The organism is Pseudomonas sp. MPC6, assembly GCF_006094435.1.
In the GTDB taxonomy this organism is placed as follows: Bacteria; Pseudomonadota; Gammaproteobacteria; order Pseudomonadales; family Pseudomonadaceae; genus Aquipseudomonas.
Genome location: NZ_CP034783.1, coordinates 3515415 through 3540358, shown reverse-complemented (window position 1 = coordinate 3540358; position 24944 = coordinate 3515415). Strand labels below are relative to the sequence as shown.

The 24944-nt window shown below is 61.5% G+C and carries 11 protein-coding genes and 1 pseudogene; 7 read left to right on the top strand and 5 right to left on the bottom strand.

Going from position 1 to position 24944, the window contains the following annotated elements; all coding sequences use genetic code 11:
* Positions 1 to 18: 18 nt before the first annotated feature.
* Positions 19 to 4920, top strand: coding sequence for an NAD-glutamate dehydrogenase (locus tag ELQ88_RS18355; protein ID WP_138966828.1), 4902 nt, complete (start codon positions 19 to 21; stop codon positions 4918 to 4920).
* Between the two features lie 182 nt (positions 4921 to 5102).
* Here ELQ88_RS18355 and ELQ88_RS18350 read toward each other — a convergent pair whose 3' ends face one another.
* The 4 genes from ELQ88_RS18350 to ELQ88_RS18335 all read right to left on the bottom strand — a co-directional run bounded on the left by ELQ88_RS18350 (position 5103) and on the right by ELQ88_RS18335 (position 8505).
* Positions 5103 to 5813, bottom strand: a complete 711-nt coding sequence (locus ELQ88_RS18350) for an ATPase (RefSeq protein ID WP_138966826.1) — start codon at positions 5811 to 5813, stop codon at positions 5103 to 5105.
* A gap of 230 nt (positions 5814 to 6043) precedes the next feature.
* Positions 6044 to 6463: a cupin domain-containing protein gene (locus tag ELQ88_RS18345; RefSeq protein ID WP_128869856.1), complete on the bottom strand. Its 420-nt coding sequence runs from the start codon at positions 6461 to 6463 to the stop codon at positions 6044 to 6046.
* Positions 6464 to 6654: 191 nt separating this feature from the next.
* The gene (locus ELQ88_RS18340) at positions 6655 to 6948 is read right to left on the bottom strand and encodes an antibiotic biosynthesis monooxygenase family protein (protein WP_128869855.1); all 294 of its coding nucleotides are present in this window, start codon (positions 6946 to 6948) and stop codon (positions 6655 to 6657) included.
* A gap of 123 nt (positions 6949 to 7071) precedes the next feature.
* Positions 7072 to 8505, bottom strand: coding sequence for a PLP-dependent aminotransferase family protein (locus tag ELQ88_RS18335; protein WP_138966824.1), 1434 nt, complete (start codon positions 8503 to 8505; stop codon positions 7072 to 7074).
* Between the two features lie 206 nt (positions 8506 to 8711).
* On the opposite strand from ELQ88_RS18335, the gene ELQ88_RS18330 reads away from it, so the two are divergent.
* Together ELQ88_RS18330 and ELQ88_RS34725 are read left to right on the top strand one after the other, a co-directional pair.
* Positions 8712 to 9152 (top strand): carboxymuconolactone decarboxylase family protein, encoded by a 441-nt coding sequence (locus tag ELQ88_RS18330; protein WP_128869854.1) that lies wholly within the window; start codon positions 8712 to 8714, stop codon positions 9150 to 9152.
* 54 nt (positions 9153 to 9206) lie between these two features.
* Positions 9207 to 9281 (top strand): annotated as a pseudogene (locus ELQ88_RS34725) (outer membrane lipoprotein carrier protein LolA); the annotation flags it as partial.
* A gap of 22 nt (positions 9282 to 9303) precedes the next feature.
* On the opposite strand, the gene ELQ88_RS18325 reads toward ELQ88_RS34725, so the two are convergent.
* Positions 9304 to 9651 (bottom strand): hypothetical protein, encoded by a 348-nt coding sequence (locus ELQ88_RS18325; RefSeq protein WP_128869853.1) that lies wholly within the window; start codon positions 9649 to 9651, stop codon positions 9304 to 9306.
* A 190-nt stretch (positions 9652 to 9841) separates the two neighbouring features.
* Between ELQ88_RS18325 and ELQ88_RS18320 the strand changes: the two genes are divergently transcribed.
* The 4 genes from ELQ88_RS18320 (at position 9842) to ELQ88_RS18305 (ending at position 24753) form a co-directional block, all read left to right on the top strand.
* Complete coding sequence (locus ELQ88_RS18320; RefSeq protein ID WP_128869862.1) at positions 9842 to 10525, top strand: STN domain-containing protein; 684 nt, start codon at positions 9842 to 9844, stop codon at positions 10523 to 10525.
* Positions 10522 to 11067, top strand: coding sequence for a sigma-70 family RNA polymerase sigma factor (locus ELQ88_RS18315; protein WP_138966822.1), 546 nt, complete (start codon positions 10522 to 10524; stop codon positions 11065 to 11067). The genes ELQ88_RS18320 and ELQ88_RS18315 overlap by 4 nt, the downstream gene beginning before the upstream one ends.
* A gap of 38 nt (positions 11068 to 11105) precedes the next feature.
* Entirely contained in the window at positions 11106 to 12047 is a 942-nt protein-coding gene (locus ELQ88_RS18310) for a FecR family protein (protein WP_138966820.1), read from the top strand.
* Between the two features lie 247 nt (positions 12048 to 12294).
* Positions 12295 to 24753 (top strand): filamentous haemagglutinin family protein, encoded by a 12459-nt coding sequence (locus tag ELQ88_RS18305; protein ID WP_138966818.1) that lies wholly within the window; start codon positions 12295 to 12297, stop codon positions 24751 to 24753.
* The last annotated feature ends 191 nt before the right edge of the window (positions 24754 to 24944 follow it).

Genomic DNA, 24944 nt, shown 5'->3' with positions numbered 1-24944 from the left:
CCAAGCGGAGTACCACAGATGGCGTTCTTCACCGCAGCCAGCAAAGCCGACTTCCAGCACCAACTGCAAGCGGCACTGGCGCAGCACATCAGTGAACAGGCACTGCCACAAGTGGCGCTGTTCGCTGAACAATTCTTTGGCATCATTTCCCTGGACGAGCTGACCCAGCGTCGGTTGTCCGACCTCGCCGGCTGCACCCTTTCTGCGTGGCGCCTGCTTGAGCGCTTCGATCACGCGCAACCGCAAGTGCGCGTCTACAACCCCGACTACGAACGCCACGGCTGGCAGTCGACCCACACCGCGGTCGAAGTGCTGCACCACGACCTGCCGTTCCTGGTCGACTCGGTGCGTACCGAGCTGAATCGCCGCGGCTACAGCATCCATACCTTGCAAACCACTGTGCTGAGCGTGCGTCGCGGCGACAAGGGCGAATTGCTGGAAGTCCTGCCCAAGGGCACCCAGGGCGAAGGGATCCTGCAAGAATCCCTGATGTACCTGGAAATCGACCGCTGTGCCAACACGGCCGAATTGAATGTCCTGAGCAAAGAGCTGGAGCAGGTGCTCGGTGAAGTCCGCGTCGCGGTCACCGATTTCGAGCCGATGAAAGCCAAGGTCCAGGAAATCCTGAGCGGTCTGGACAGCAGCCGGTACGCTGTCGACCCTGAAGAAAAAGCCGAAATCAAAAGTTTCCTGGAATGGCTGGTGGGCAACCACTTCACCTTCCTCGGCTATGAAGAATTCGTGGTCCGCAATGAAGCCGACGGCGGCCACATCGTCTATGACCAGGATTCGTTCCTCGGTCTGACCAAGCTGCTGCGTACCGGCCTGACCTACGATGACCTGCGCATCGAAGACTACGCCGTGAACTACCTGCGCGAGCCGACGCTGCTGTCGTTCGCCAAGGCCGCGCACCCAAGCCGTGTGCACCGCCCGGCTTACCCGGACTATGTGTCGATCCGGGAAATCGACGCCGACGGCAAGGTCATCAAGGAATGCCGTTTCATGGGCCTGTACACCTCGGCGGTGTATGGCGAGAGCGTGCGGGTCATCCCGTACATCCGCCGCAAGGTCGAGGAAATCGAACGCCGCTCCGGCTTCCAGGCCAAGGCTCACCTGGGTAAGGAACTGGCGCAGGTGGTCGAAGTGCTGCCGCGCGACGATCTGTTCCAGACTCCGGTGGACGAGCTGTTCAATACCGTGATGTCGATCGTGCAGATCCAGGAACGCAACAAGATCCGCGTATTCCTGCGCAAAGACCCGTACGGCCGTTTCTGCTACTGCCTGGCCTACGTGCCGCGCGACATCTACTCCACCGAAGTGCGCCAGAAAATCCAGCAAGTGCTGATGGATCGCCTGAAAGCCTCGGATTGCGAGTTCTGGACCTTCTTCTCCGAATCGGTGCTGGCGCGTGTGCAGTTGATCCTGCGCGTCGATCCGAAGAACCGCCTGGACATCGACCCGCTCCAGCTGGAAAAAGAAGTGGTGCAAGCCTGCCGCAGCTGGCAGGACGACTACGCCACGCTGGTCGTCGAAAGCTTCGGCGAAGCCCACGGCACCAACGTGCTGGCCGACTTTCCGAAAGGCTTCCCGGCCGGTTACCGCGAGCGTTTCGCGGCGCATTCGGCGGTGGTCGACATGCAGCACCTGCTGAGCCTGAGCGAAAAAAATCCGCTGGTGATGAGCTTCTATCAGCCGCTGGGCCAGGTGTCCGGTCAGCGCGAGCTGCATTGCAAGCTGTACCACGCCGATACGCCGCTGGCGCTGTCCGACGTGTTGCCGATCCTGGAAAACCTCGGCCTGCGCGTGCTGGGTGAGTTCCCGTATCGCCTGCGTCACAACAACGGTCGCGAGTTCTGGATTCACGATTTCGCGTTCACCGCCGCCGAAGGCCTGGAACTCGACATCCAGCAACTCAACGACACCCTGCAGGATGCGTTCGTCCACATCGTGCGTGGCGATGCCGAGAACGATGCGTTCAACCGCCTGGTACTGACCGCGGGTCTACCGTGGCGCGATGTGGCACTGCTGCGGGCCTACGCCCGTTACATGAAGCAGATCCGCCTGGGCTTCGACCTGGGCTACATCGCCACCACCCTGACCAACCACACCGACATCGCTCGCGAGTTGACCCGGTTGTTCAAGACCCGTTTCTACCTGGCGCGCAAGCTCGGTACCGATGACCTGGAAGACAAGCAGCAACGTCTGGAACACGCGATTCTGACCGCGCTGGACGACGTCCAGGTGCTCAACGAAGACCGCATCCTGCGGCGCTACCTCGACCTGATCAAGGCCACCCTGCGGACCAACTTCTACCAGACCGATGCCCGGGGCCAGAACAAGTCGTACTTCAGCTTCAAGTTCAACCCGCACCAGATTCCGGAGCTGCCCAAGCCCGTACCGAAGTTCGAAATCTTCGTTTACTCGCCACGCGTCGAAGGCGTGCACCTGCGCTTCGGCAACGTCGCACGCGGCGGCCTGCGCTGGTCCGACCGTGAAGAAGACTACCGCACCGAAGTCCTGGGCCTGGTAAAAGCCCAGCAAGTGAAGAACTCGGTCATCGTCCCGGTCGGCGCCAAGGGCGGCTTCCTGCCACGTCGCTTGCCATTGGGCGGCAGCCGTGACGAGATCGCGGCCGAGGGCATCGCCTGCTACCGCATCTTCATTTCGGGCCTGTTGGACATCACCGACAACCTCAAGGACGGCGCCCTGGTGCCACCGGTCAACGTCGTGCGGCATGACGACGATGACCCGTACCTGGTCGTCGCCGCGGACAAAGGCACCGCGACCTTCTCCGACATCGCCAACGGCATTGCGATCGACTACGGCTTCTGGCTGGGCGATGCCTTTGCCTCTGGTGGTTCGGCCGGGTACGACCACAAGAAAATGGGGATCACCGCCAAGGGCGCGTGGGTCGGCGTACAACGCCACTTCCGTGAGCGCGGCATCAATGTCCAGGAAGACAGCATCACCGTAGTGGGCGTCGGCGACATGGCCGGTGACGTGTTCGGCAATGGCTTGTTGATGTCCGACAAGCTGCAACTGGTCGCCGCGTTCAACCACCTGCACATCTTCATCGACCCGAACCCGGAGCCGGCCAACAGCTTCGCCGAGCGTCAGCGCTTGTTCGACCTGCCGCGCTCGGCCTGGTCGGACTACGACACCAGCATCATGTCCGAAGGCGGCGGGATCTTCTCCCGTAGCGCGAAAAGCATCGCGATTTCCCCGCAGATGAAAGAGCGCTTCGACATCCAGGCCGACAAGCTGACCCCGACCGAGCTGCTCAATGCCTTGCTCAAGGCTCCGGTAGACCTGTTGTGGAACGGCGGCATCGGTACCTATGTCAAGGCCAGCAGCGAAAGCCACGCCGATGTCGGCGACAAGGCCAACGATGCGCTGCGCGTGAACGGCAACGAACTGCGCTGCAAAGTGGTGGGCGAGGGCGGTAACCTCGGTATGACTCAACTGGGTCGTGTCGAATTCGGCCTCAATGGCGGCGGTTCCAACACCGACTTCATCGACAACGCCGGTGGCGTGGACTGCTCCGACCACGAAGTGAACATCAAGATCCTGCTCAACGAAGTCGTGCACGCCGGTGACATGACCGAGAAGCAACGTAACCAGTTGCTTGGCAGCATGACCGACGAAGTCGGCAACCTGGTGCTCGGCAACAACTACAAGCAGACCCAGGCATTGTCCCTGGCGGCCCGTCGTGCCTACGTGCGGATTGCCGAATACAAGCGCCTGATGAACGATCTGGAAAGCCGCGGCAAGCTGGATCGCGCCATCGAGTTCCTGCCGTCGGAAGAGGCCATCAACGAGCGCGTCGCGGAAGGCCACGGCCTGACCCGTGCCGAGCTGTCGGTGCTGATCTCCTACAGCAAGATCGACCTCAAGGAAGCGCTGCTCAATTCCCTGGTGCCGGACGACGACTACCTGACGCGCGACATGGAAACCGCTTTCCCGCCAAGCCTGGTGAGCAAGTTCTCCGCCGCCATGCGCCGTCACCGCCTGAAACGCGAAATCGTCAGCACCCAGATCGCCAACGATCTGGTGAACCACATGGGCATCACCTTCGTGCAGCGCCTCAAGGAGTCGACCGGCATGAGCCCGGCGAATGTGGCGGGTGCCTACGTAATAGTTCGGGATATCTTCCACCTCCCGCACTGGTTCCGGCAGATAGAGGCCCTGGATTATCAGGTGTCAGCCGACGTGCAACTGGAGCTGATGGATGAGCTGATGCGCCTGGGCCGTCGCGCTACACGCTGGTTCCTGCGCAGCCGTCGCAACGAGCAGAACGCTGCCCGTGACGTCGCGCACTTCGGTCCGCACCTGGCGGCGCTGGGCCTCAAGCTCGACGAACTGCTGGAAGGTCCGACCCGTGAAGGCTGGCAGACCCGCTACCAGGCTTACGTCGCTGCTGGCGTGCCTGAGTTGCTGGCGCGCATGGTTGCAGGCACCACTCACCTGTACACCCTGCTGCCGATCATCGAGGCGTCCGACGTGACGGGCCAGAATCCCGCCGACGTCGCCAAGGCGTACTTCGCCGTGGGCAGCGCGCTGGACATCACATGGTACCTGCAGCAGATCAGCGCCCTGCCGGTTGAAAACAACTGGCAGGCCCTGGCCCGTGAAGCGTTCCGTGATGACGTCGACTGGCAGCAACGTGCGATCACCATCTCGGTCCTGCAACAGGGCGACGGCTCCCAGGACGTGGAAACACGCCTGGAACTGTGGATGGAGCAGCACGAGGGCATGATCGAACGCTGGCGCGCCATGCTGGTGGAACTGCGTGCCGCCAGCGGCACGGACTACGCCATGTACGCGGTGGCCAACCGCGAACTGCTGGATCTGGCGTTGAGCGGGCAAGCGGTGGTACCTGCCGCTGCTCCGGCCAGCAAGGTGCTGGAACCGGCTGCCTGATCAGGCGTTGAATGAAAAAGCCCCGCGTTGAGAGATGCGGGGTTTTTTTTCTGAAATTTTGGGTGTCTGGGCGGGCCTCTTCGCTGGCAAGCCAGCTCCTACAGGGATTTGCGTCGATCACATCATCTGCGACCGACACAAACCCTGTAGGAGCTGGCTTGCCAGCGAAGGGGCCATTTGCCTCAATACAACTTCCAGCCTGTTTTATTATCAACCATCGACACTTTATCTGTCGGCCCGGTCAATAAATTACTGAGCGACCGGTCAAACTTCTGCAACGCCCGAACTTGTACATTCTGCTGTTCATTAATGTCCGCAACAATCTCTTCGCTGCGTTTATAATCCGCCCATATCGGACTCAGCGCTTTAGCATCATACCCTTGGGCAGTGCCGATGTAGTTGAAGTTGGAATCATAGAACATCGCCCGGACATCCGCCTCGATGTCCGAACTGCGCGACGTCATCAATTGACTGCGGGTATCGACAATCGCGACCACATCCGGTTTCGCCGCCCTGAGGCTTTGCAGGTCCGGATACACCGTCACCGTACCGAACTGACGTTGCAAGGAGGCCTTGACCCAGTCCACGGCCAGGTCCGGTTTTGAGGTGGCCACATAGGCATCGTGAATCGACTGCACCAGCAGGCCCTGACCGAAACCGGTGCCGGCGTTGGCCTGGTAATGCTGAAGGTAGGCGCGGTTGGCCTGGGTGTTTGAACTGTAGACAAGCCCTAAGGACACGTTGCGGCCACTGGCAACACTGGTGGCACTGCTGCGACCGACCGGTTCAGTGAACAGACCGTCGAGGGAAGAAACGGCCTTCGGCGCAGTGGCAACCGAACAGCCAGTTAAAACAACCGTCATCGTCAAGGTACTGGCCAGCGCAAGTTTCATGGTGTTTCTCCAGTGAAACAACTTGAGTAGTAAGGTATGAGTGGCCGTGTGGGGGCGGCAGTCATCCCAGACTAAACCTGTCGTTGCCGAATGAAATAGCCAATAGGTGCGCTTGTCAGGTGGACAATAGTTTTGTTTGGTTTAAAAGAAATCAATTAATTACCCCAGGACATAAACAGGCCAGAATCCTTGAGTTCGCACCTGTTTATTTATGCCTGATGTCGCAGTCATCAGTTTTCCAAAGGGATCAACACCTTTTCCTCCGGGGACAACACCATGAATACCAGCAGTTTGGCAGGCTGGGTGGCGCTGGCATTTTTCGACACCAGATGTTCCGACCCGGCTGCCTCGTACCAGTACTCGCCTGCCTTGTAAGTGATCGCCTTTTCCCCCTTCACCTGAGAAGTGATGGTGCCGGAAAGCACGTAGGCCATCGCCGTACCCTCGTGCTTGTGAGCGATCGACGATTGACCGGGTTGGTAGTCGACTTCGATCATCAAGGCTTTTTTGCCCGGTACGTTTTTCAGCATCTGGTCCTGCAACACCGTAACTTTTTCCGAAGGGGCGCCGGTTTCATGGGCGAATGCAGCGGCTGAAACGGTCAGGGCCAGGGTGGCGAGGGAGGCAGCACAGAAACGCAACGCTTTCATGGTTCATTACCTGCGGTGGTGAGTTGTCAGGGACCACAGTAATCCGCCAGCCGGGGCAATCAAACAGCCAATTTCCGGGAAGGTGAGGGGACCAATCGGCAACGTTCAAATCAAAAGATCGCAGCCTTCGGCAGCTCCTACCGGGGTACCCATTGCCCTGCGGGAGTGGCCGAAGACTGCGATCTAACTGGTTAAACGATAGGGAAACTGTTGAAGTCGACAGCGTTGGCCAGTCGGCTGTCGATCAGGCCGATGAAGCCTTGTACTTCAGGGCAGTTGAAATGCATCTGCATGGCGGCTTCCGATTGCCAGCGGGCGCTGACTGTCCAGCGGGTGTCGTCCTCGGGGCAGCGGTCGACCATATAGGAGTCGCAGCCCGGTTGTTCACGCAGGGTTTCGACTATCTTTTGCAGTTGCCTGCCGAGTTCTTCCGAACGGCCGGCTGCAGCCTGCACCTTTACGGTATTGATCACTTCGTTGGACATTGCTCACACTCCTGAATCGGGCCGGACGAGTCCTGCTCATCGGGGGATAACGCCCATTCAGGATAGGCCTGGCCCCCCGGACCACCAATACCCAATCGCCGGATAAAAACCCAGACCAATCCGTCAGGCGACCTGCTGCAAAATGTCCCGAAAACGATCCAGGGCGATGTCGATGTCCAGGGTTTCGATGGCGCCAAAACCCAGGAAAAAACCGGCCCGTGGCGCTTGCTGGTAGAAAAAGCTGTCGATGGCATAAAGGCCGACTTCAACCTTTTTCGCCAACTCGATCACTAATGGAATATCGATAGGCACTTTGCACATAACCACCATGTGGAAGCCGGCCGTGGTCGGCACGGCCTCAAGCCAGGGTGCCAGGTCGCCGGCCATGCGCGCGAGGATTCGTTCGCGGCGCCCGGCATAGATCGTATGGCAGCGCCGGATGTGCTTGAGCAGGCAGCCTTCGGCGATGAACTTGGCCAGTGCCCATTGGGGCAGGGTGGAGGTGTGCAGATCGGTGAGTTGCTTGGCGCGAATCACCGCTTCAAGAATGGCCGGCGGCAGAATCGCATAACCCAGTCGCAACTCCGGCAACAGGGTTTTGGAAAAGGTCCCGACATAAGCGACGATTCCGCGCTCATCCATGCTTTGCAAGGAGTCGGTGGGACGGCCTTCGTAGCGAAACTCGCTGTCGTAATCGTCTTCGATGATGATCGCGCCCAGGGCGTAGGCCCGTTCCAGCAGCGCGACCCGACGGTCCTGGCTCATGGGCATGCCCAGGGGGAACTGATGGGAGGGGGTGACGTAAATCAGCCGGGTGCCATCGGGAATCTTGTCGACCTGCAGGCCTTCGGCGTCCACCGGCACCCCGATTACGCTGGCGCCGTGGGAGCCGAACAGCAGGCGCGCCGGCGGGTACCCGGGGTCTTCCATGGCCACCACACTGCCTGGACTCGTCAGCACCCGGGAAATCAGGTCCAATGCCTGTTGCGCGCCGTTGCACACCACCACATCCTCATCCTGGCAGTTGACCCCGCGAGAAAACGCAATGTGCCGCGCAATCGCATTGCGCAGCGCCGGCAGGCCCTCGGGCAAGCTGTAAAGGCCCTTGGAACCGGCGATCTGACGCAAGGCGTGCGAGGTGCAGCGCCGCCAATCGTCCTGGGGGAACTGGCCCTTGCTGGTGGCGCCACCGATGAAGTCGTAGCGCAACGAGCCTTCCAGGGTCGGATGGCGCAGAAATACCGGCAGCTTGCGCCAGCTCTCGATGACATCAAAACCGGCCAGTTCCGAATGGCTCTGTTTATGGGTGATTTTCGCCGCCCGGGCATTGACGTAGGTGCCTTTGCCGATCACCCCGGTCAGAAAGTTGTCGTAGGTCAGCTGGGCGTAGGTGTCGGAAATGGTCTTGCGCGAAATGCCCAGCTGTTGCGCCAGCAATCGGCTGGGCGGAAGCTGCGTCCCGGCTGCCAGGCGGCCGGATTCGATGGCACTGCGCAGTTGCTGGTACAGCTGGCCTGCCAGGTCCTTGCGGCCGTTGATGACAACATGAAGTTCCATACCGGCGAGGCTCCTGCAGCGGTTGAGGCGCGTGTGCGTCGCGCCAGATTACCCGCATGGGCGGCTGCGCAGAAGTTGCGTGGGCGAAAATCCGCGGATTGGTCTGCTGCCTGAGTGGTGCAGCGGTTTTTCGCTGAATTGGATCTGTAACGCCCGCGCATCAGCGTCTACCTTGGATGTACACGTCCGATCAATCAGGTTGCCCCATGAGCCCCCGCCTGGATTACTACAGTGCCTCCCCCAAGGCGATGAAAGCGATGATTGCCATGGAGGCCTTGACCAGCAACCTCAGCATCGAACCGGCCTTGCTGCATCTGATCAAGATCCGCGCCTCGCAACTCAATGGCTGCGCCTTCTGCACCGACATGCACTCGGTGGATGCCCGACGCCTGGGCGAAACCGATCGCCGGCTGTACTCGATCGTGGTCTGGCGCGACAGCGGCTTCTTCAACCCTCGGGAACGCGCGGCGCTGGCGTGGACCGAAGCGGTCACATTGCTCTCTGAAAGTCACGTTCCGGACGATGTTTTTGCGTTGGCCCGGGAGCAGTTCAGCGAAGGCGAGATGGTCGACCTGACGATCGCCGTCACCACCATCAACAGCTGGAATCGCCTGGCGGTGAGCTTTCGGCAGATCCCGAGCACCTGATCCCATCTCAGCAGCAACCCCAACCCCAACCCTGTAGGAGCGAGCTTGCTCGCGATGGTTGTTAACGATAACGCTGGCTACCTGACAACCCGCGGTGCTCTCAGGTTTTTCGCGAGCAAGCTCGCTCCTGCAGGAGGGACCCCAATCCTGATCATTTCGGGTTGAGCAGTGGTGATGTACCCGTGACTGGAGCAGGGCGCTGCGGTTTCACCGAGGTGCCAAAGGTATTGCCCATGCGAGTGCTGGTCGTTGCCGGTGTTGCCAGGCCGATCTGATTAGGAGGCCGTTTGTTCACCGGTACGTTCATCGCTTGTTGGTTCTTTTGTGCAGCGGCGGCTCCTCCGGGGTTGTTGCCCATTTGCTGGCTCAGACAGTTGTAGTCCGGCGCCTTGTAGCCTCCCACCGATACCTCTACACAGCCCAAGGGCTCTGCGGCCTGCGCCAGTGACAATGCGCTCATCAGTAATGCGCCCGATGCGACGTTCGATAACGTGTTCATTGACGACCTCCTGTCCAGCCCGAACGGGCCGTGCATGCGTTTGAGTCTAATACATAGCGATTTGACATCTCGTGATGGTTTTTTTGCACTGCCCGTCACACCAGATTCATAAACAGCCATCAGGATGACGGTTTTCAGGGGCAGGACAGCCGTGCAGCGAGGCAGAGTCAGGGACGCGCGCCAGATTTCGTTGACTCATATTCGTCAGGTGAGCCTGGCGTTATTGATCGGGTTGATCTCGTCGGTAGCCGAGGCCGGTCCGCTTGATGCCGCGACACCCCAAGTGCTGGATATTCCGGCCCAGGAACTGGCCAGCGCACTTGAGCAGTTCAGTCGTTCCACCGGCATGGCGGTGCTGGTGGATCGTCAACTGACCCGCGGTCGACGCTCGCTTGCGGTCACGGGCCGCTTGAGCGCCACGGATGCCTTGAGCCGGATGCTCAGCGGCAGTGGACTGATGGCCCGGTATGCCCGGGCTGACGCCTTCACCTTGCAAAAGGCAACGGTTAGGCCGGTGCCAGACATACCGGGGGCGGTGGCGAGTGGCTCGCCGCAGGCCGCTGGCAGTTACGCGGCATCGATTCAGATCGCGATTGAACGCAGCCTGTGCCGCTCGTCATTGATCAGGCCGGGTAGTTTTCGCGCGTTGTTGCAACTGTGGATCGGCCGCGACGGGGTGGTTCAGCACAGCCGTCTGGTCAGCTCGACGGGAGATGTCCAGCGCGATGCGGCGCTGGTGGATAGTTTGCGTAACCTGGATATCGAACACCCGGCACCCAGCTCTCTGAGCCAGCCGATCACGCTGCTTTTGTTACCGGAATCGTTAGGAAAGCGCATGGAATGCTTACAAGGGAAAGGAGTTTCCGGGGGATGAAAGACACCGGAAAAAAATCGATGGTCGGACTGTTCCTGACGTCCTATGACGACTTCAAGGTGCGTTTGCGCCGGCGTCTGGGGTCTGAAGATCTGGCCAACGATGTGCTGCATGAAACTTACCTGCGGGTTGACCGCATGGAAGACTCGCCGGATATCGCCCAGCCCAACGCCTATTTGTATCGCATGGCGCTGAACATCGCGGCGGACCGCCGTCAGTCTGATGCTCGCTTACTGACGGGCAGCGAAGTGGAAGAGCTGTTGCAGGTATCCGATGAGGCGCTGGACCCTGCACGGGTCGTGGGCGGGCAGAAGGAAATCCAGTTATTGCTCAGCGCGCTGTATGAGTTGCCGGCGCGTCGGCGCAAAATCTTTATCGCCGCCCGCCTTGAAGAGGCGCCACACTTGGAAATTTCCCAGCGTTTCGGCATTTCGACACGGATGGTCGAGAAGGAAATCAAAGCCGCTTTGGGCCATTGCGCCGCACGCCTGGAAAGAAAATTGATTCAGCGGTTCGGTCCCGGCGCGGGAAAACCGTCTTGATAGTAGAGTCCCGAATAATCCGTGAGTATCCCCGCGCTTTGAACATCTTTCGAATTTCGCCACCTGAGGTCCAGCCTCAGGACCGGCTCACTCTCGAAGCCCAGGGTTGGTTGGTCCTGTTGACCTCCGGCCGGGCGACCGTTGCCGATGCCCGCGCCTTGCGCGAATGGTGTGCGCAAAGCCCTGAACATGCCCGGGCGTTTGCGCAGGCCAAGCGACTGTGGCAGCAATTGCGCCCGGCGGCAGAGCACCTGCAGGCACCGCGGCATCTGGGGCGACGGGCGTTTCTCGGTGGTGCCATTGCGGCCTCTGCGGCGTTTTTGCTGATTCGCGGGACCGTGCCGGGCGGGCTCTCCGGATTGGGTGCGGATTACATCACCGAAGTCGGTGAGCAGCGCAGGTTCGATGTGGCCGATGGCGTGAGCCTGGAGCTCAATACCCAGACTCGTATCAACCAGCGTGCCAATGTCGACGGCACCCGGACCTTCGAGCTGCTCAGCGGCGAAGTCGAAGTCCTGACACACGCTCGGACACCGCTCAAGGTGCAGGCAGGCGGCGGTTGGCTGAGCGCCAGTCAAGCCCGGTTCAACTTGCGCAATACCGATCGGAGTGTGTGCGTCACATGCCTGGATGGGGCGCTGCAACTGGACGCGCGGGGCCACAGCATTCGCCTGGAATCCGGTCAGCAGGTGACCTACGACACCCGGCATATCGGCACGCCGCAAATGGTCGATACCTCGACGGTCATTGCCTGGCGCCAGCAGGTGCTGGTGTTCAACGATGCCACGCTGGCGACGGTGATCGACGAGATCAACCGTTATCGACCCGGCATGTTGCTGCTGCTCAACAGCGAGTTGGGCAAGCGTAAGGTGCAGGCGCGGTTCAGCCTGGATCAACTGGCGGGGGTCGCGTTGTTGATTCGCGATGCCTATAGGGTCAAGTGCACCGAATTGCCGGGTGGGGTGGTGGTGCTCAGCTAAGACCTGGCTCCCGCATTTGCAATGCGTTCCCCTGTGGGAGCTTGCTCGCGATGAACGATGACGCGGTCCATTTGATTCACCAACAAATGGCAGCCCCTTGGGGCTGCCATTTTTTTTGGCGATTCCCCGATCATGAAATTTGTGTGACATCCGTTCGGTCTCGCCCCTTGTCAACCGCCTATGTCGTGACAGCAGGTTCTACTCGGCCTGCGGCCTCTTGCGCCAATGGAAAAAGGACCTAGTAGTGATGCTCGTTCGCCAAGTTCGTCGCAATACCCAATCCGTGTTTGTACGCCGTGACGCCGCTCGTTCGGTGGAGCCGACGCTGTGGCGGCTCAAGCCGCTGGCGCAGGCGATTGCGTTGTGCCTGGTGGCCGGCAGTGCCGAGGCGACGACGGCGTTCAGTTCGAGCTGGTTTGCCGCCAAGGGTGCGGCGCAACAGGCCGCGGCGGCGCGACCGGGTGGCGGCTTGCCGGGCATGACACCGCCGCTGGCGCAGCAGCAGCAGCGCGCCCGGCAGCAACTGGAGCGCTCGGTGCAGACGCTGAACAACACCGTGGCCGCCATCGCCGCGCAACAGGCCGCACAGGCGGCCGGGCGGGCAGCGGCGTTTGCCACCGTGCAGTTCGTGCCGGACGGCATGGGCGAGGGTGGCTTGAAGGTCGATACCGGCCTGACCCAGGGCTGGCAGAACGCCAAGGGGCCGCAACAGTCCCAGGCCGATGGCAAGACCACGGTGAAGATCGAGCAGACCGCCGACAAGGCTATTCTCAACTGGGAAACCTTCAACGTCGGGCGCAACACCACCGTGGAGTTCGCCCAGCAATCGAACTGGGCGGCACTCAACCGCGTCAACGACCCGAGCGCGCGGCCAAGCCAGATCCAGGGCCAGATCAAGGGCGACGGCACGGTGATGCTGATCAACCGCAACGGCATCGTGTTCAGCGGCACCAGCCAGGTCAACGTGCGCAACCTGGTGGCGGCTGCGACGAATATCAGCGATACCCAGTTCCGCGAACGTGGCCTGTACTACGACAGCACCGGCAGCCAGCCGACCTTTACCGATGCCGTCGGCGACGTGCTGGTGGAGCGCGGTGCGCGGATCGAAACCCATCAACCGACGCTTTCGACCGACTCCGGTGGCTACGTTCTGCTGCTCGGCAACGAAGTGGAAAACGCCGGTTCCATCAGCACCGCCAAGGGCCAGACCGTGCTCGGCGCCGGTGACCGTTTCTACATTCGCAAGGGTTCTGGCACCGAAGGCAACGGTTTTTCCACCACCTTTGGTAGCGAAGTGATTCCGGGGTTCAAGGCCGAGGGTTCCGGCAAGGTCAGCAACACAGGCTTGATCCAGTCCTCCACCGGCGACATCACGATGACCGGCCATGAGGTGCTGCAAAACGGCGTGTTGCTGGCCAGTACCTCGGTATCGACCCGTGGCACCCTCCATTTGCTCAACCCGGCCACGGACACCACGGGCAGCGTCACCCTCGGGCAGAACGGCGTCAGCGCGATCCTGCTCGACAGCAGCGACCTTACCGCGCTGGACAGCCAGCACACTGCCGCGCTGACCGGGGTGAATGGCAACAACCGTATCCGCAGTGATCAGTCGCGCATCGACATCGGCAGCGGCGGCACCGTCGAGTTTCAGAGCGGTTCGGTCACCCTCGCCACCGGGGGGCAGGTCGCGGTGGCGGCGGGGCAGCGCAGCCTGGTGCGCAACGGCGCGCTGATCGATGTGTCGGGGGCACTCGGCGTCAAAGTGGCGATGGAAGCCAACAACATCAAGATCAACGTGCAGGGCAACGAGCAGCGCGATTCATCGGGCAACCGCGAGAGCGGCGCGCTCAACAACAATGACATGTGGGTCGATGTGCGCGAGTTGATCTTCGTGCCCGCCGGCACCCATGGCTATGCCACCGATCGCTGGTACACCGCGGGTGGCCTGTTGGAAGTGGGCGGCTACCTCGGCACTCAGGGTCACAGCATCGGCGAGTGGATGGCCCAGGGCGGCGCGGTGAATTTCAGCGGCAACGATGTGGTCACCGAGAAGGGCTCGTTGATCAACCTGTCCGGCGGCACCCTGGATGTACAGAGCGGTTTCATCCGCCAGAGCTGGTTGCGTGGCGCGGATGGGCGCTTGTATGACGTGTCGCGGGCGCCGGGGGACATTCTCTACACGGGCCTCTACCAGGGTTTTGAGGACCACAGCGAACGCTGGGGCCAGACCAACTACTTCTTCAACCCATTGATCGCTCCGAGCAGGCGTGCCGAGTCCGGCTACACCATCGGCCGCGATGCCGGGCAACTGGTGATCGCTACCCATAACGCGGTGCTCGATGGCCAGTTGGTGGGCGAAGTGTTCCAGGGCGAACGCCAGATCCAGGCACCTCGCGCGGGGCTCGATGGTTATGACCAGGCGCAGACTGCCAGGGCGCGTCGGGCGCAGTTGATCGTCGGCAGTTATGAACCAAGCTGGTCGGCCGCTACCAACGGCCTGGTGTATCAGCACCTCGCCATGCTTGATCAGGTGCAGATCGGTGGCGAGCGTCCCGCCGATGGCAATGACCTGGGACTGGTCGGCGCGGTGTCCGATACCCGCAAGGGCAAGCTGTTTCTTGATACCGATATGCTCAATGGTTTCCGACTTGGCGCGTTGAAAGTGGCGGCCAGGGACCAGGTTGAAGTCAATGAAACCGTGACCGTCGATACGGGTGGCGACATCTCCCTGTTCGGCCAGGATGTGCAAGTCAAGGCCGACCTTGTCGCGCGCGCCGGTAGCCTGAATCTGGGTACTGGTCTGGCGGTAGCCAGCCTGCCGCCGTCGCGGGTGACCGTAGACCAAGGCGTGCACCTGGATACCCGTGGCGTCTGGGCCAACTTGCGTAACGACCCGACCGACGTCAACAGCCCGGCCTGGCTAAACGGTGGCGTGGTGTCGATCCGCAGTACCGGCGATATCACCCTGGCCAGTGGCAGTGTTATCGACGTGTCGTCCGGCGGCGCTGTGCTGGCCAATGGCAAGACCCGTGGCGGCAAGGGCGGCGACGTTACCCTCGAGTCCAGCGCGGAGCGCGTGCCGGGTCAATCGCAACTGGTGATGGACGGCCAAGTGCGCGGTTATGGCGTCACGGGCGGCGGCACGCTGAAGATCCAGGCCAACAAGGCGCTGATCGGCGCGGCCGACGGTCCTGTTGCCGATCACACCCTGCAACTGGCAGCGGACACGTTCAACAAGGGTTTCTCCGCCTACAACGTCATTGGCTTGACGACGCTGCAAGTGGCAAAAGATGCGGTTGTCGACGTGTCGATGCCGGTTTACCGCTTCGCCGACTCGGCAGCGGACCAACCCGGCGGCGTCGACCCGGTGAACGCGCTGCAGCTGTGGACACCCACCCTGTTCCAGGAGGACCCGGTCAAGGGCGTGTTGACCCAACGCGCAGCCGCGAGCCTGTCACTGCAAGCGGGCACCAGCCAAGTCAACCAGGTAGACCCGGCCAACAGTTCCTTGACCATCGGCCAGGGCTCGCGCATCAGTGTCGACCCCGGTCAACGCATTAACCTGCGCAGTGCCGGCCAGATCACCGTTGACGGTGAACTCAACGCCTGGGGCGGTACCATCGACATTCGTCAGCAACAGTACGCTGCTGCCGACGCTTCGCAGCTTGCCGATCCCAAGGCCCACGCACGTTCGATCTGGATCGGTGATCACGCGGTGCTGGATGTCGCCGGGCGTGCCAACACAGCGGTCGATGCCCAGGGCCGGGTCTACGGTCAGGTGGGCAAGGGCGGCAGCATCATCATTGGCGGCGAAATCGACGCCAAGGCGGCCACTGCGACGTCGGCCGATGCCTTTGTGATCGTACGGCCCGGAGCACGCCTGGAGGCTTCAGGCGCCGAAGCCGTGCTGGATATTCCCGGAACCGGGCAGACTCGCGTCGCCAGGGATGGCGGACGAATTACCTTGAGTTCGTACAGCGGCTTGTTTATCGAAGGCGACCTGCACGCCGCAGCGGGGGGTAGCGGCGCAGCCGGTGGACGTCTGGAAATTGTCCTTGATACGCCGGCCTATCGCGGGGACCAGATAGGCAACGACGTACGTTCGCCCAGGGAAATGATCATTGGCCAAGGGCCTGCCGGTGAACTTTTACCCGCTGAACTGCAGCCGGGCGAGTCTGCCGGAGCCCTTCGCTATGGTGCCGCCCGATTGAGCGCGGACAAGCTGATGAGCGGCAGTTTTGACAGCCTGAGCCTGTTCAGCAATGGTTTCATCACGTTCGACGGTGATATCGACCTGCACATGAACCAGAGCTTGAGCCTCTACGCCGGTTCGTTGTCGTTGGCCGAAAGTTCCAAAGACGCCGCGCGCATCAATCTGGCGGCATCCTATATGCGCCTGTCCGGCCCGGGTTTCTACGACGAACAAGTCGGCATTCGTCCAAGAGTGCTGAACAATCCGACGGACCGGGTGGCGGCCGCACAATTCAACGCCAGTGCCGATCTGCTGGACCTGGGTAACAACCTGTCGTTTGGCACGGCGGGAGTGATCAAGCAACTCTCCGGGCCGGACTTGCCAGTCAGTCGCCGTAGTTTTGATCGGGTGACCCTCGACAGCCGCGGTGACATGCGATTCCTGGGTAAGCAGGACCTGCAAGCAGGTTCCTCTGTGTGGACTGCGGGCGACCTGCACCTGCGCGCAGCCCAGATCTATCCGGGCACGAGGGTCTGGTCGGAAGTGCGCTTCGGTTATCAGGGCCAGGGTTCCATGGACCTCGATCGTACGTTAAAGATCAGCAGCAACGGATCGGTGCCGGCAGCGCTGCCTTATTCGGTGTTTGGCAGGCTGGCATTTACAGGAGGCAACATCGAGCAGGGCGGGGTCGTCCGTGCGCCATTGGGCTTGATCAGCTTGGGCTCTGATTTTTATGGCAGCACCCGGGCAGTCAATTTGTTGCCGGGTAGCGTGACGTCGGTCAGTGGTGCGGGCCTGGTCATGCCTTATGGCGGCACAACCGATGGCACAGACTATCGCTACAACGGTCAGTCCGTGATTTTGCAAGGGATTGCCAACGAAATGACCGGTGTGGTGCTGATGGGGCAGTACGTCAACGCGCAAGCGGGCTCGCTGATCGACCTGTCAGGCGGGGGTGACTTGCGCGGTGTCGGCTTTGTCTCCGGGCGTGGCGGTTCAACCGATGCGCGTCTCAATCCACTGGTGCGCAATGCCGCCGATGGCACATTCAGCCTGCCGGGCCTGGCTACCAATCCGGTGTACGCCATCGTCCCGGGCAACCAAAGCAACTATGCACCGATGCTCGGCGAGGTGGGGGCCAGCGACCCACGCATTGGTCAGCAGATCACCATCGGCGCCGGTGTGCCGGGTCTGGCGGCCGGTACTTACACGCTGTTGCCTTCGACTTTTGCTCTGCTGCCCGGCGCCTTCCGGGTTGAAGTCAATGGTCAGTCAACGGCCAGCGCAGCCAATGGCGCGCTGAAAATGCGCAATGGCTCCTGGACCAGTGCCGGGCAGATGTCGATTGCCAATACCGGGCTGCGGGACAGCCTCGCCAGTCAGGTCATCCTGACCTCGGCGGATGTGCTGCGCCGCTATTCTCAGTACAACGAAACCAGTTACAACCAATTCGTCCAAAGTGACGCGGCGCGTCGCAGCGTGCCACGGGGGCAGACGTCCCTGGACGGTAAATCGCTGACGCTCTGGTTGAAGCCAAGCGAGCGCGATATTGCCCTGGATTTCGACGGTAAGGCGTTGTTCGCAGCCGCCGAGGGCGGTGTGCTGGGTACCGCCGTGGTGAAGGGCTCGACGACTATTGAGATTCTCGGGGCCGGGGCCTCCAGTACTCAGGGGTTTGGTGGCATTTCATTGCATGCCGACGACCTCAATAATCTAGGCGCCGGTCGCTTGACCATCGGTGCAACGCCCTATGTGCAATACGACATGGGCGGCAACTTCATTCAATTCAGAGGCGATGCCAAGCGCATTACCCTGCGTGAGGGGGCGATGCTCTCGGCACCTGAAGTTGCCCTGTGGACCTCCGGCATCGCTGAGGGCATCACCGTCGAGGCGGGGGCGGGCATCAACACCCTCGGTCGCGGTAATGTGGCATACGACTCCACGGCGGGTTTCATCTATCAGCCTGGGAAAGCCAGCCTGTTGATGGTATCCAACGGCTGGACCAATACGCTGGCGCCGGAGGCCCCCTCAGGTATGGAGGGCGCCGGTAGCATTCGGATCGGTACCTGTCCGGACCGGGGTTGCATCAACCCTTCATTGCTCTATTCCAACGGCAGCATTAGCGCGGCCACCGACAACCAGTTTGAGCTCGGTGAAGCGGTGCGCTTCGGCACCAGGCACCTGACACTGGCCGTTGGCTCGGTGAATGCCGGTAGCGCCGAGGCACTTGCCGCGGCGGGCAGTCGTTTGCGAGCGGGCCTGATTCTGAACCAGAACGTCCTCGACCGACTTCTGCGAGGCGACACACAGTTCGGCGCGCCAGCGCTGGAAACCCTGAGCCTGACCACCCGTGATTCATTCAACTTCATCGGCAGCGTTACCCTAGACACCCTGGATCCACAGACCGGCAAGAGCCGTCTGGAAAACCTGGTCCTGGTGTCGCCCGCCATCTATGGCTTGGGCGATAGCAATGATGTGGCGACCATTCGCACTAAGAACCTGATCTGGAACGGCGCAACCCAGAACCCGGGCGCAGTCGTCAACGGCGGCGCAGGCACTGGCCATGGAACGCTGGATATTCAGGCGCAACGCATCGAGTTCGGTTACGGTCCGAATCCACAACCCAATGGCCTGGATCAGAACAACCGTTTGGCCCTGGGTTTTGCCAACGTCAACCTCAATGCCAGTGAACGCATCACCGCTAACCACAAGGGCAGCCTGGCGGTTTACGAACAGCAGGGCGCTTACGACCCGGTCAAGGGGTATGCCTACAGCGGTGGCAACCTCAACCTGCGCACGCCGTTGCTCAGCGGCGAAGGCGGTTCGGTCAACCTGCTCAAAGCGGGCAACACCCTGACCCTGACGTCGCCAACCGGCGATCGCACTGCCGTAGCCGATGCACTGGGCGCGGAATTGAATCTCGAAGCACGCAACGTGGTGCTGGACGGTCGCATCGCGCTGGCCAGCGGCAAACTGGCGGTCAAGGCCGAAGATGATGTGACCCTGACCAGTGGCGCTTATCTGGACGTGGCCGGGCGCACGCTGCCGTTCAACGATGTGAAGAAATATAGCTGGGGCGGCGACGTGGCCCTGTACAGCAGCAACGGCAATATCCGCCAGGCCGCCGGCTCGCGCATCGACCTGTCGGCAGTCAACAACCAGGCCGGTAACCTGAGTGCCGTGGCATTGGCGGCGGGCGCCGGGGTGGTAGACCTGCAGGGGGAAATCCTCGGCAGTAGCAGCGGCTATTACGACGCCGGCGGCACCTGGGTGCCGTACAAGGCGGGCGGTGTGGACATCCGTGCGCAGCATCTGGGCGGCAGCGGTGATCTGAACGGGGAATTCGCCGCGCTCAACCAGCGTTTGAACGCCGGGCAGGTGTTCGGCAGTCGCAGCTTCCAGCTCAAGCAGGGCAACCTGGTGATCGGCGAAGGGCTCAAGGCCGGTGAAGTCAATGTCTCGGTGGACAACGGCAGCCTCACCGTCGTTGGCCTGATCGACGCCAGCGGCGAGCGGGTCGGCAGCATTCGCCTGTCGGGCAAAAACGGCCTGACCGTGGCCGGCAGCGCGGCGCTCGATGCCCATGGCCGCATGCTGCGGCTCGACAGTTACGGCAAGATCATCGACGCACCAAACCGCGCCATGGTCGAACTCAATTCCGGCGATGGCATGCTGACGCTGGCTTCCGGTACGCGGATCGATTTGCGGCATGGCACGGACGTCGACGCTGGCAGTTTGCCGGGTCAGCATGACGGTCAGTTGCGCGGCACGCTGGAACTGAATGCCCCGCGCATTGGCACCGGTGACATCGCCATCGATGCCAGTGGCGCGCTGGACATTCAGGGCGCACGCTCCATTGGGCTCAACGCCACGCGACACTACATCGATGCCGCCGACGGCACCGACCCGGCGGCCAGCGGTCGTCCGTATCAGGTCATCGATCAGGCTTATCTGGACGGCATTCACCTCGACAGCAACGCCTTCATCAATGCGGCCCTGGCCAACACCGATTTGCTGCAACGCAAACTGGCCGGTCTGAACAACGCCACCTACGCCGACGTCTTCCACCTGCGCCCCGGTGTGGAAATTGCCAGCAAAACCGCTGACGGCGATCTGGTCGTGCAAGGCGATCTGGACTTGTCCGGCTACCGCTACGCCAGTCTCAACCCGCACACCCAGAAGACTTCGGTCTACGGTTCCGGCGAGTCCGGCAGCCTGGTGATCCGTGCCGGCGGCAATCTGGATATCTACGGCAGCATCAACGACGGTTTTGCACCACCACCGGAAACCGTGGACGACACCGGCTGGAAACTGGTGTCGGGTGTGCAGCCGTTTGGCGGCGACCTGGTTGTGCCGGGCGCGGGTGTGACCCTCGCTGACGGTACCCAATACCCGATCGGTGCCACCTTGAACTACGACTTGCCGATCCAGGCCGCGACGCTGGCCAGTGGCACGCTGTTGCCAACTCAGGGCGTGCTGGCCGAGACGTACACGTTCAGCGCCGGTACGGTATTGGCGGGGGCGGTGCATGACGCGACGGGTAATCTGTTGTACGCCGCCGGCACATTGCTGGGGGCCGACGTCACCTTGCCAGCGGGCAGCCTTCTTGGCGCGGGTACGCGGCTGAACAAGACCACCGCGATGCAAGGCATGCTGTGGCCCAAAGGCGTGCCACTGCCGGGTACGTTTTTCGACAACGCAACGGTGGGCGTGAAGCTCAGCGGTTCGCTGGCACTTTTGCGTGGTTCGCTGATTCCATCCATGACGGATGTGAAGCTGGCGGATGGTACGGCGTATATCGACTTGCGCCCACTGAGCGGCACCCAGCAAGGGCGCAATTGGGCGGTGGCGAGCATGTTGCCATCGGGCAGTGCGTCCTGGTCGATGCGAGTGGTAGCGGGGGCGGATCTGGATGCGGCTGACAATCGAGCGGTGAAGCCCGTCACCACTGAGGGTAACTTGCGACTGGCCGATACTCACTACGGTCTCAAAGTGATCGAAACGGCCGCGAAGCTGGTATGGAGTGTGGACAACGTTTATGGGTTTGCTCCGTACGAGCCTGTCCCTGATGAGTATCTGGTTATTTGCGACATTGACGCTACAGCGTGTGCACCGATGGCTCAATGGACTTGGGCGCCTGGCAATTACATGGGCATGCCTGACTACTCACCTGTCGATGACGTAGAGCTCTGGTGCATCATCATTGATCCGGCACTTTGCGTTGAGAACAAACCGGGCACCACCGTCAACGCCCACACCCAAATGTTCAGCGTACTGCGAAGCGGCACCGGCGATCTGGACCTGATGGCCGCCGGCAACCTGAGCATGGATTCACCTTTCGGCGTGTACACCGCCGGCACTCAGTCCAGCAATATCGATCCTCGTTATAACCAGGCTCGCGGGCGAGTGTCGGACGATGGCTCGGTACTGGGCAGTGCCGGCAGCGACTATGAAAAATGGGTCGATGGCGGCAGCGATAGCCTGTATCAAGCCTGGTTCCCGCAGATGGGCGGTAACCTGACGATCAACGCGGGCGGTTCTGTTTCCGGTGATGCTGTTGGACGCAACACCACAACCCTGGGGATGACACGCGAGCAAGTTCCCAGCGTTGCCGTGGGTAACTGGCTATGGCGTCAGGGTACTGGCAACAACGACGTACCGACGGCGTGGTGGATCAATTTTGGTAGCTACGCCAGCCAACCCTTTCTTGCAGCGGATAAAGATCCCGCACCTTTTCTGGTGGGGTTCACCGGGTTCGGCACGTTGGGGGGCGGTAACATCAGCCTGCGTGCAGGAGGGGACGGTGGCATGCTCAGGCCGATGGGAGACGGTTTCACCAGGAATCAATACCCGCGAAGCCAGGGCCTGATCGTAGCCGTTGGCAGTACCGGGCGTGTGGGCAGCGACGGTAGCGTGCAATTGACCGGCGGTGGCGACATCGACATCCGCGTAGGCGGCACACTCAACCCCTCACTGGCGGCCAGGGCGGGCACGTCGGGGTACGGCACACCACAACACGATTTGCAGGGAGCGCTGATTAACCTGCGGGGGGATGCACAACTGACGGCGTCCGCGGCGGGCGGGGTCAAGTTGCAGTATGGCTACTTCTCCGGATTTCAGGACCAGCGTGAAACCCGAGGCTACGATCCGTTCACTGCCACCACCAGTAGTGCCAGCGGTGGTCTGGTGTTGATCCCTGGAGATTCGGGCATGCGCCTCAATACCCGCGGTGATCTGGTGCTGGGCGGCGCCGCGGACCCTGGCCGGGTGGTGTTGCAGAACTCCACGCCATTCACGACGCCTGATGGTGTGGTGCATGCGGGGGGTGGTATGACAGGGTTCTCGTTATGGACGGATCACACGGCAATCGATCTGTTTTCGGCGGGCGGTAACCTCACTCCGAGTACGTTGATGGCAGAGAACGTCAACACGGTTATCCCGGGAGGCAGTAATACCTCGCCGACGGATAACCGATTCGTAATGCCGTCAATCCTGCGCGCGGTAGCCGGACAAGGTTCTATCTACGTCGGTTCATCCGCTGGATATTACGGTGGTGGGGACAACTTCCCGGGTACGTCTTATTCGTTGCTGTTGGCACCGTCGAATGCCGGGCAGCTTGAATTGCTGGCAGGTGATTCCATCTACGCGGGTGGCTATTCCATCAATCAGTCGGGTGCGAGTCCGCTTTCTATCACCACGCCATTCGCTCCAGCTTTCAATGGCTACACCTACTCGGGCACAAGGATCATAAATTTGATGTCCAACAGCGGTGCCGACGGGATGGTGGCCGAGGACAACAAGCGTTATCCACTGTTTGCCTTCGGCCCTGACAGCTATTCAGGATTGATGGGTACGCAGGGGCCGGCGCGTTTCTACGCACTAACGGGCGACCTGGTCGGTGTTCGTACCGGCGAGACCTTGAGTTTCGCGCTTTCGCAACGCACCTGGTACGAAGGGGCCGGGCCGGTATGGATGTCAGCGGGTCGCGATATCGTTGCCTCGGGAACGTACCTGGGCAAGCCAGTGCAAGTATTCGGAAATGCTATGGGTAATGGCACCATCACCGCCACCGGCAACCTGTTCATCCACAACAACGCAAACGACGTATCCCGCGTCTCCGCCGGCCGCGACATCATCTACAGCAGCTTCGACGTCGCTGGCCCCGGCACCCTGGAGATCACCGCCGGACGCAACATCCAGATGGAAAACCGCGCCAGCATCACCAGCATCGGGCCGGTTCGCGCGGGTGATAATCGTCCGGGTGCAAGCCTGGTGTTGCAGGCGGGCGTAGGGGCCGAAGGTCTGGATTATTCGCACTTCATCGCCCGTTACCTGGACCCGAAAAATCAAGCCGTCAGCGGCACGCCACTGGCAGCGCAACCGGGCAAGGTGGTCAAGACCTACGATGAAGAACTGCGCGCCTGGCTGACCCTGGGTTACGGCCTCAACGGCAACGAAGAGCAGGCCCGGGCGTTCTATGCCGCACTGCCGAGTGCTGAGCAAGCGGTATTCGCGCGCCAGGTGTACTTCGCCGAGTTGCGTGCCGGGGGCCTGGAATACGCCGACGAGGGCGGTCCGCGTCAGGGCAGTTATCTGCGTGGCCGCAACGCGATTGCCGCGCTGTTCCCGACTACCGATGTGGCGGGCAATACCCTGCGCTACGACGGCGACATCACGTTGTACGGTGGCGCGGGTGTCAAGACGCTGTTTGGTGGCGACATCCAGATGCTCACCCCCGGTGGGGGACAGGTGTTCGGCGTCGAAGGTGCGGCGCCGCCGTCCACCTCCGGCGTCGTCACTCAGGGCGAGGGCAATATCCAGCTGTATTCCCAGGGCAGTATTCTGTTGGGGCAGAGCCGGGTGATGACCACGTTCGGCGGCGGCATTCTCGGCTGGTCGGCCGAAGGCGACATCAACGCCGGCCGGGGTTCGAAAACCACCGTGGTGTTCACGCCGCCCAAGCGTGTCTACGACACCTGGGGCAACGTGACATTGTCGCCGACGGTGCCAAGCACCGGCGCCGGTATCGCCACCCTCAATCCGATTGCCGAGGTGCCACCGGGGGATATCGATCTGATCGCGCCGCTGGGTACGATCGATGCGGGCGAGGCGGGGATTCGGGTGTCGGGCAACATCAACATCATCGCCTTGCGGGTGGTCAACGCGGCGAACATCCAGGTGCAGGGCAAGTCGTCTGGGATACCGGTGACGGCGTCGGTGAACACCGGTGCGATCACTTCGGCCAGTTCGGCCGCGACGTCCGCTACCCAGGCGGCCGAGGATATGTCGCGTCAACAGCAGGCCGCGGCGCGACATAACCAGGCCTCGGTGTTCACCGTGCAGGTGTTGGGTTTCGGCGCTGAACAACTGGCGCCGACCCGTGATGGCGCAAGTCGAGCGCCGACGCCGGTATACAACCCGAACAGCCCGGTGCAGGTGTTGGGCGCCGGTACTCTGGATGAGCGTGCGCGTGGGCAGTTGACGCAAGAGGAGCGGGGCAACCTGACGTTGTAAAACCTGTGTAGAGCGATGAGGGCGGCCTTCGGGCCGCCTTTTTTTTCCCTGAAATTCACACAAGACCCTGTGGGAGCGAGCTTGCTCGCGATGGCGGCAGATCAGTCGACATTAATCTTGAATCTGAGGGCCTCATCGCGAGCAAGCTCGCTCCCACAGGTTTTCCATTGTCCCGACCAGTGTCATTTCAA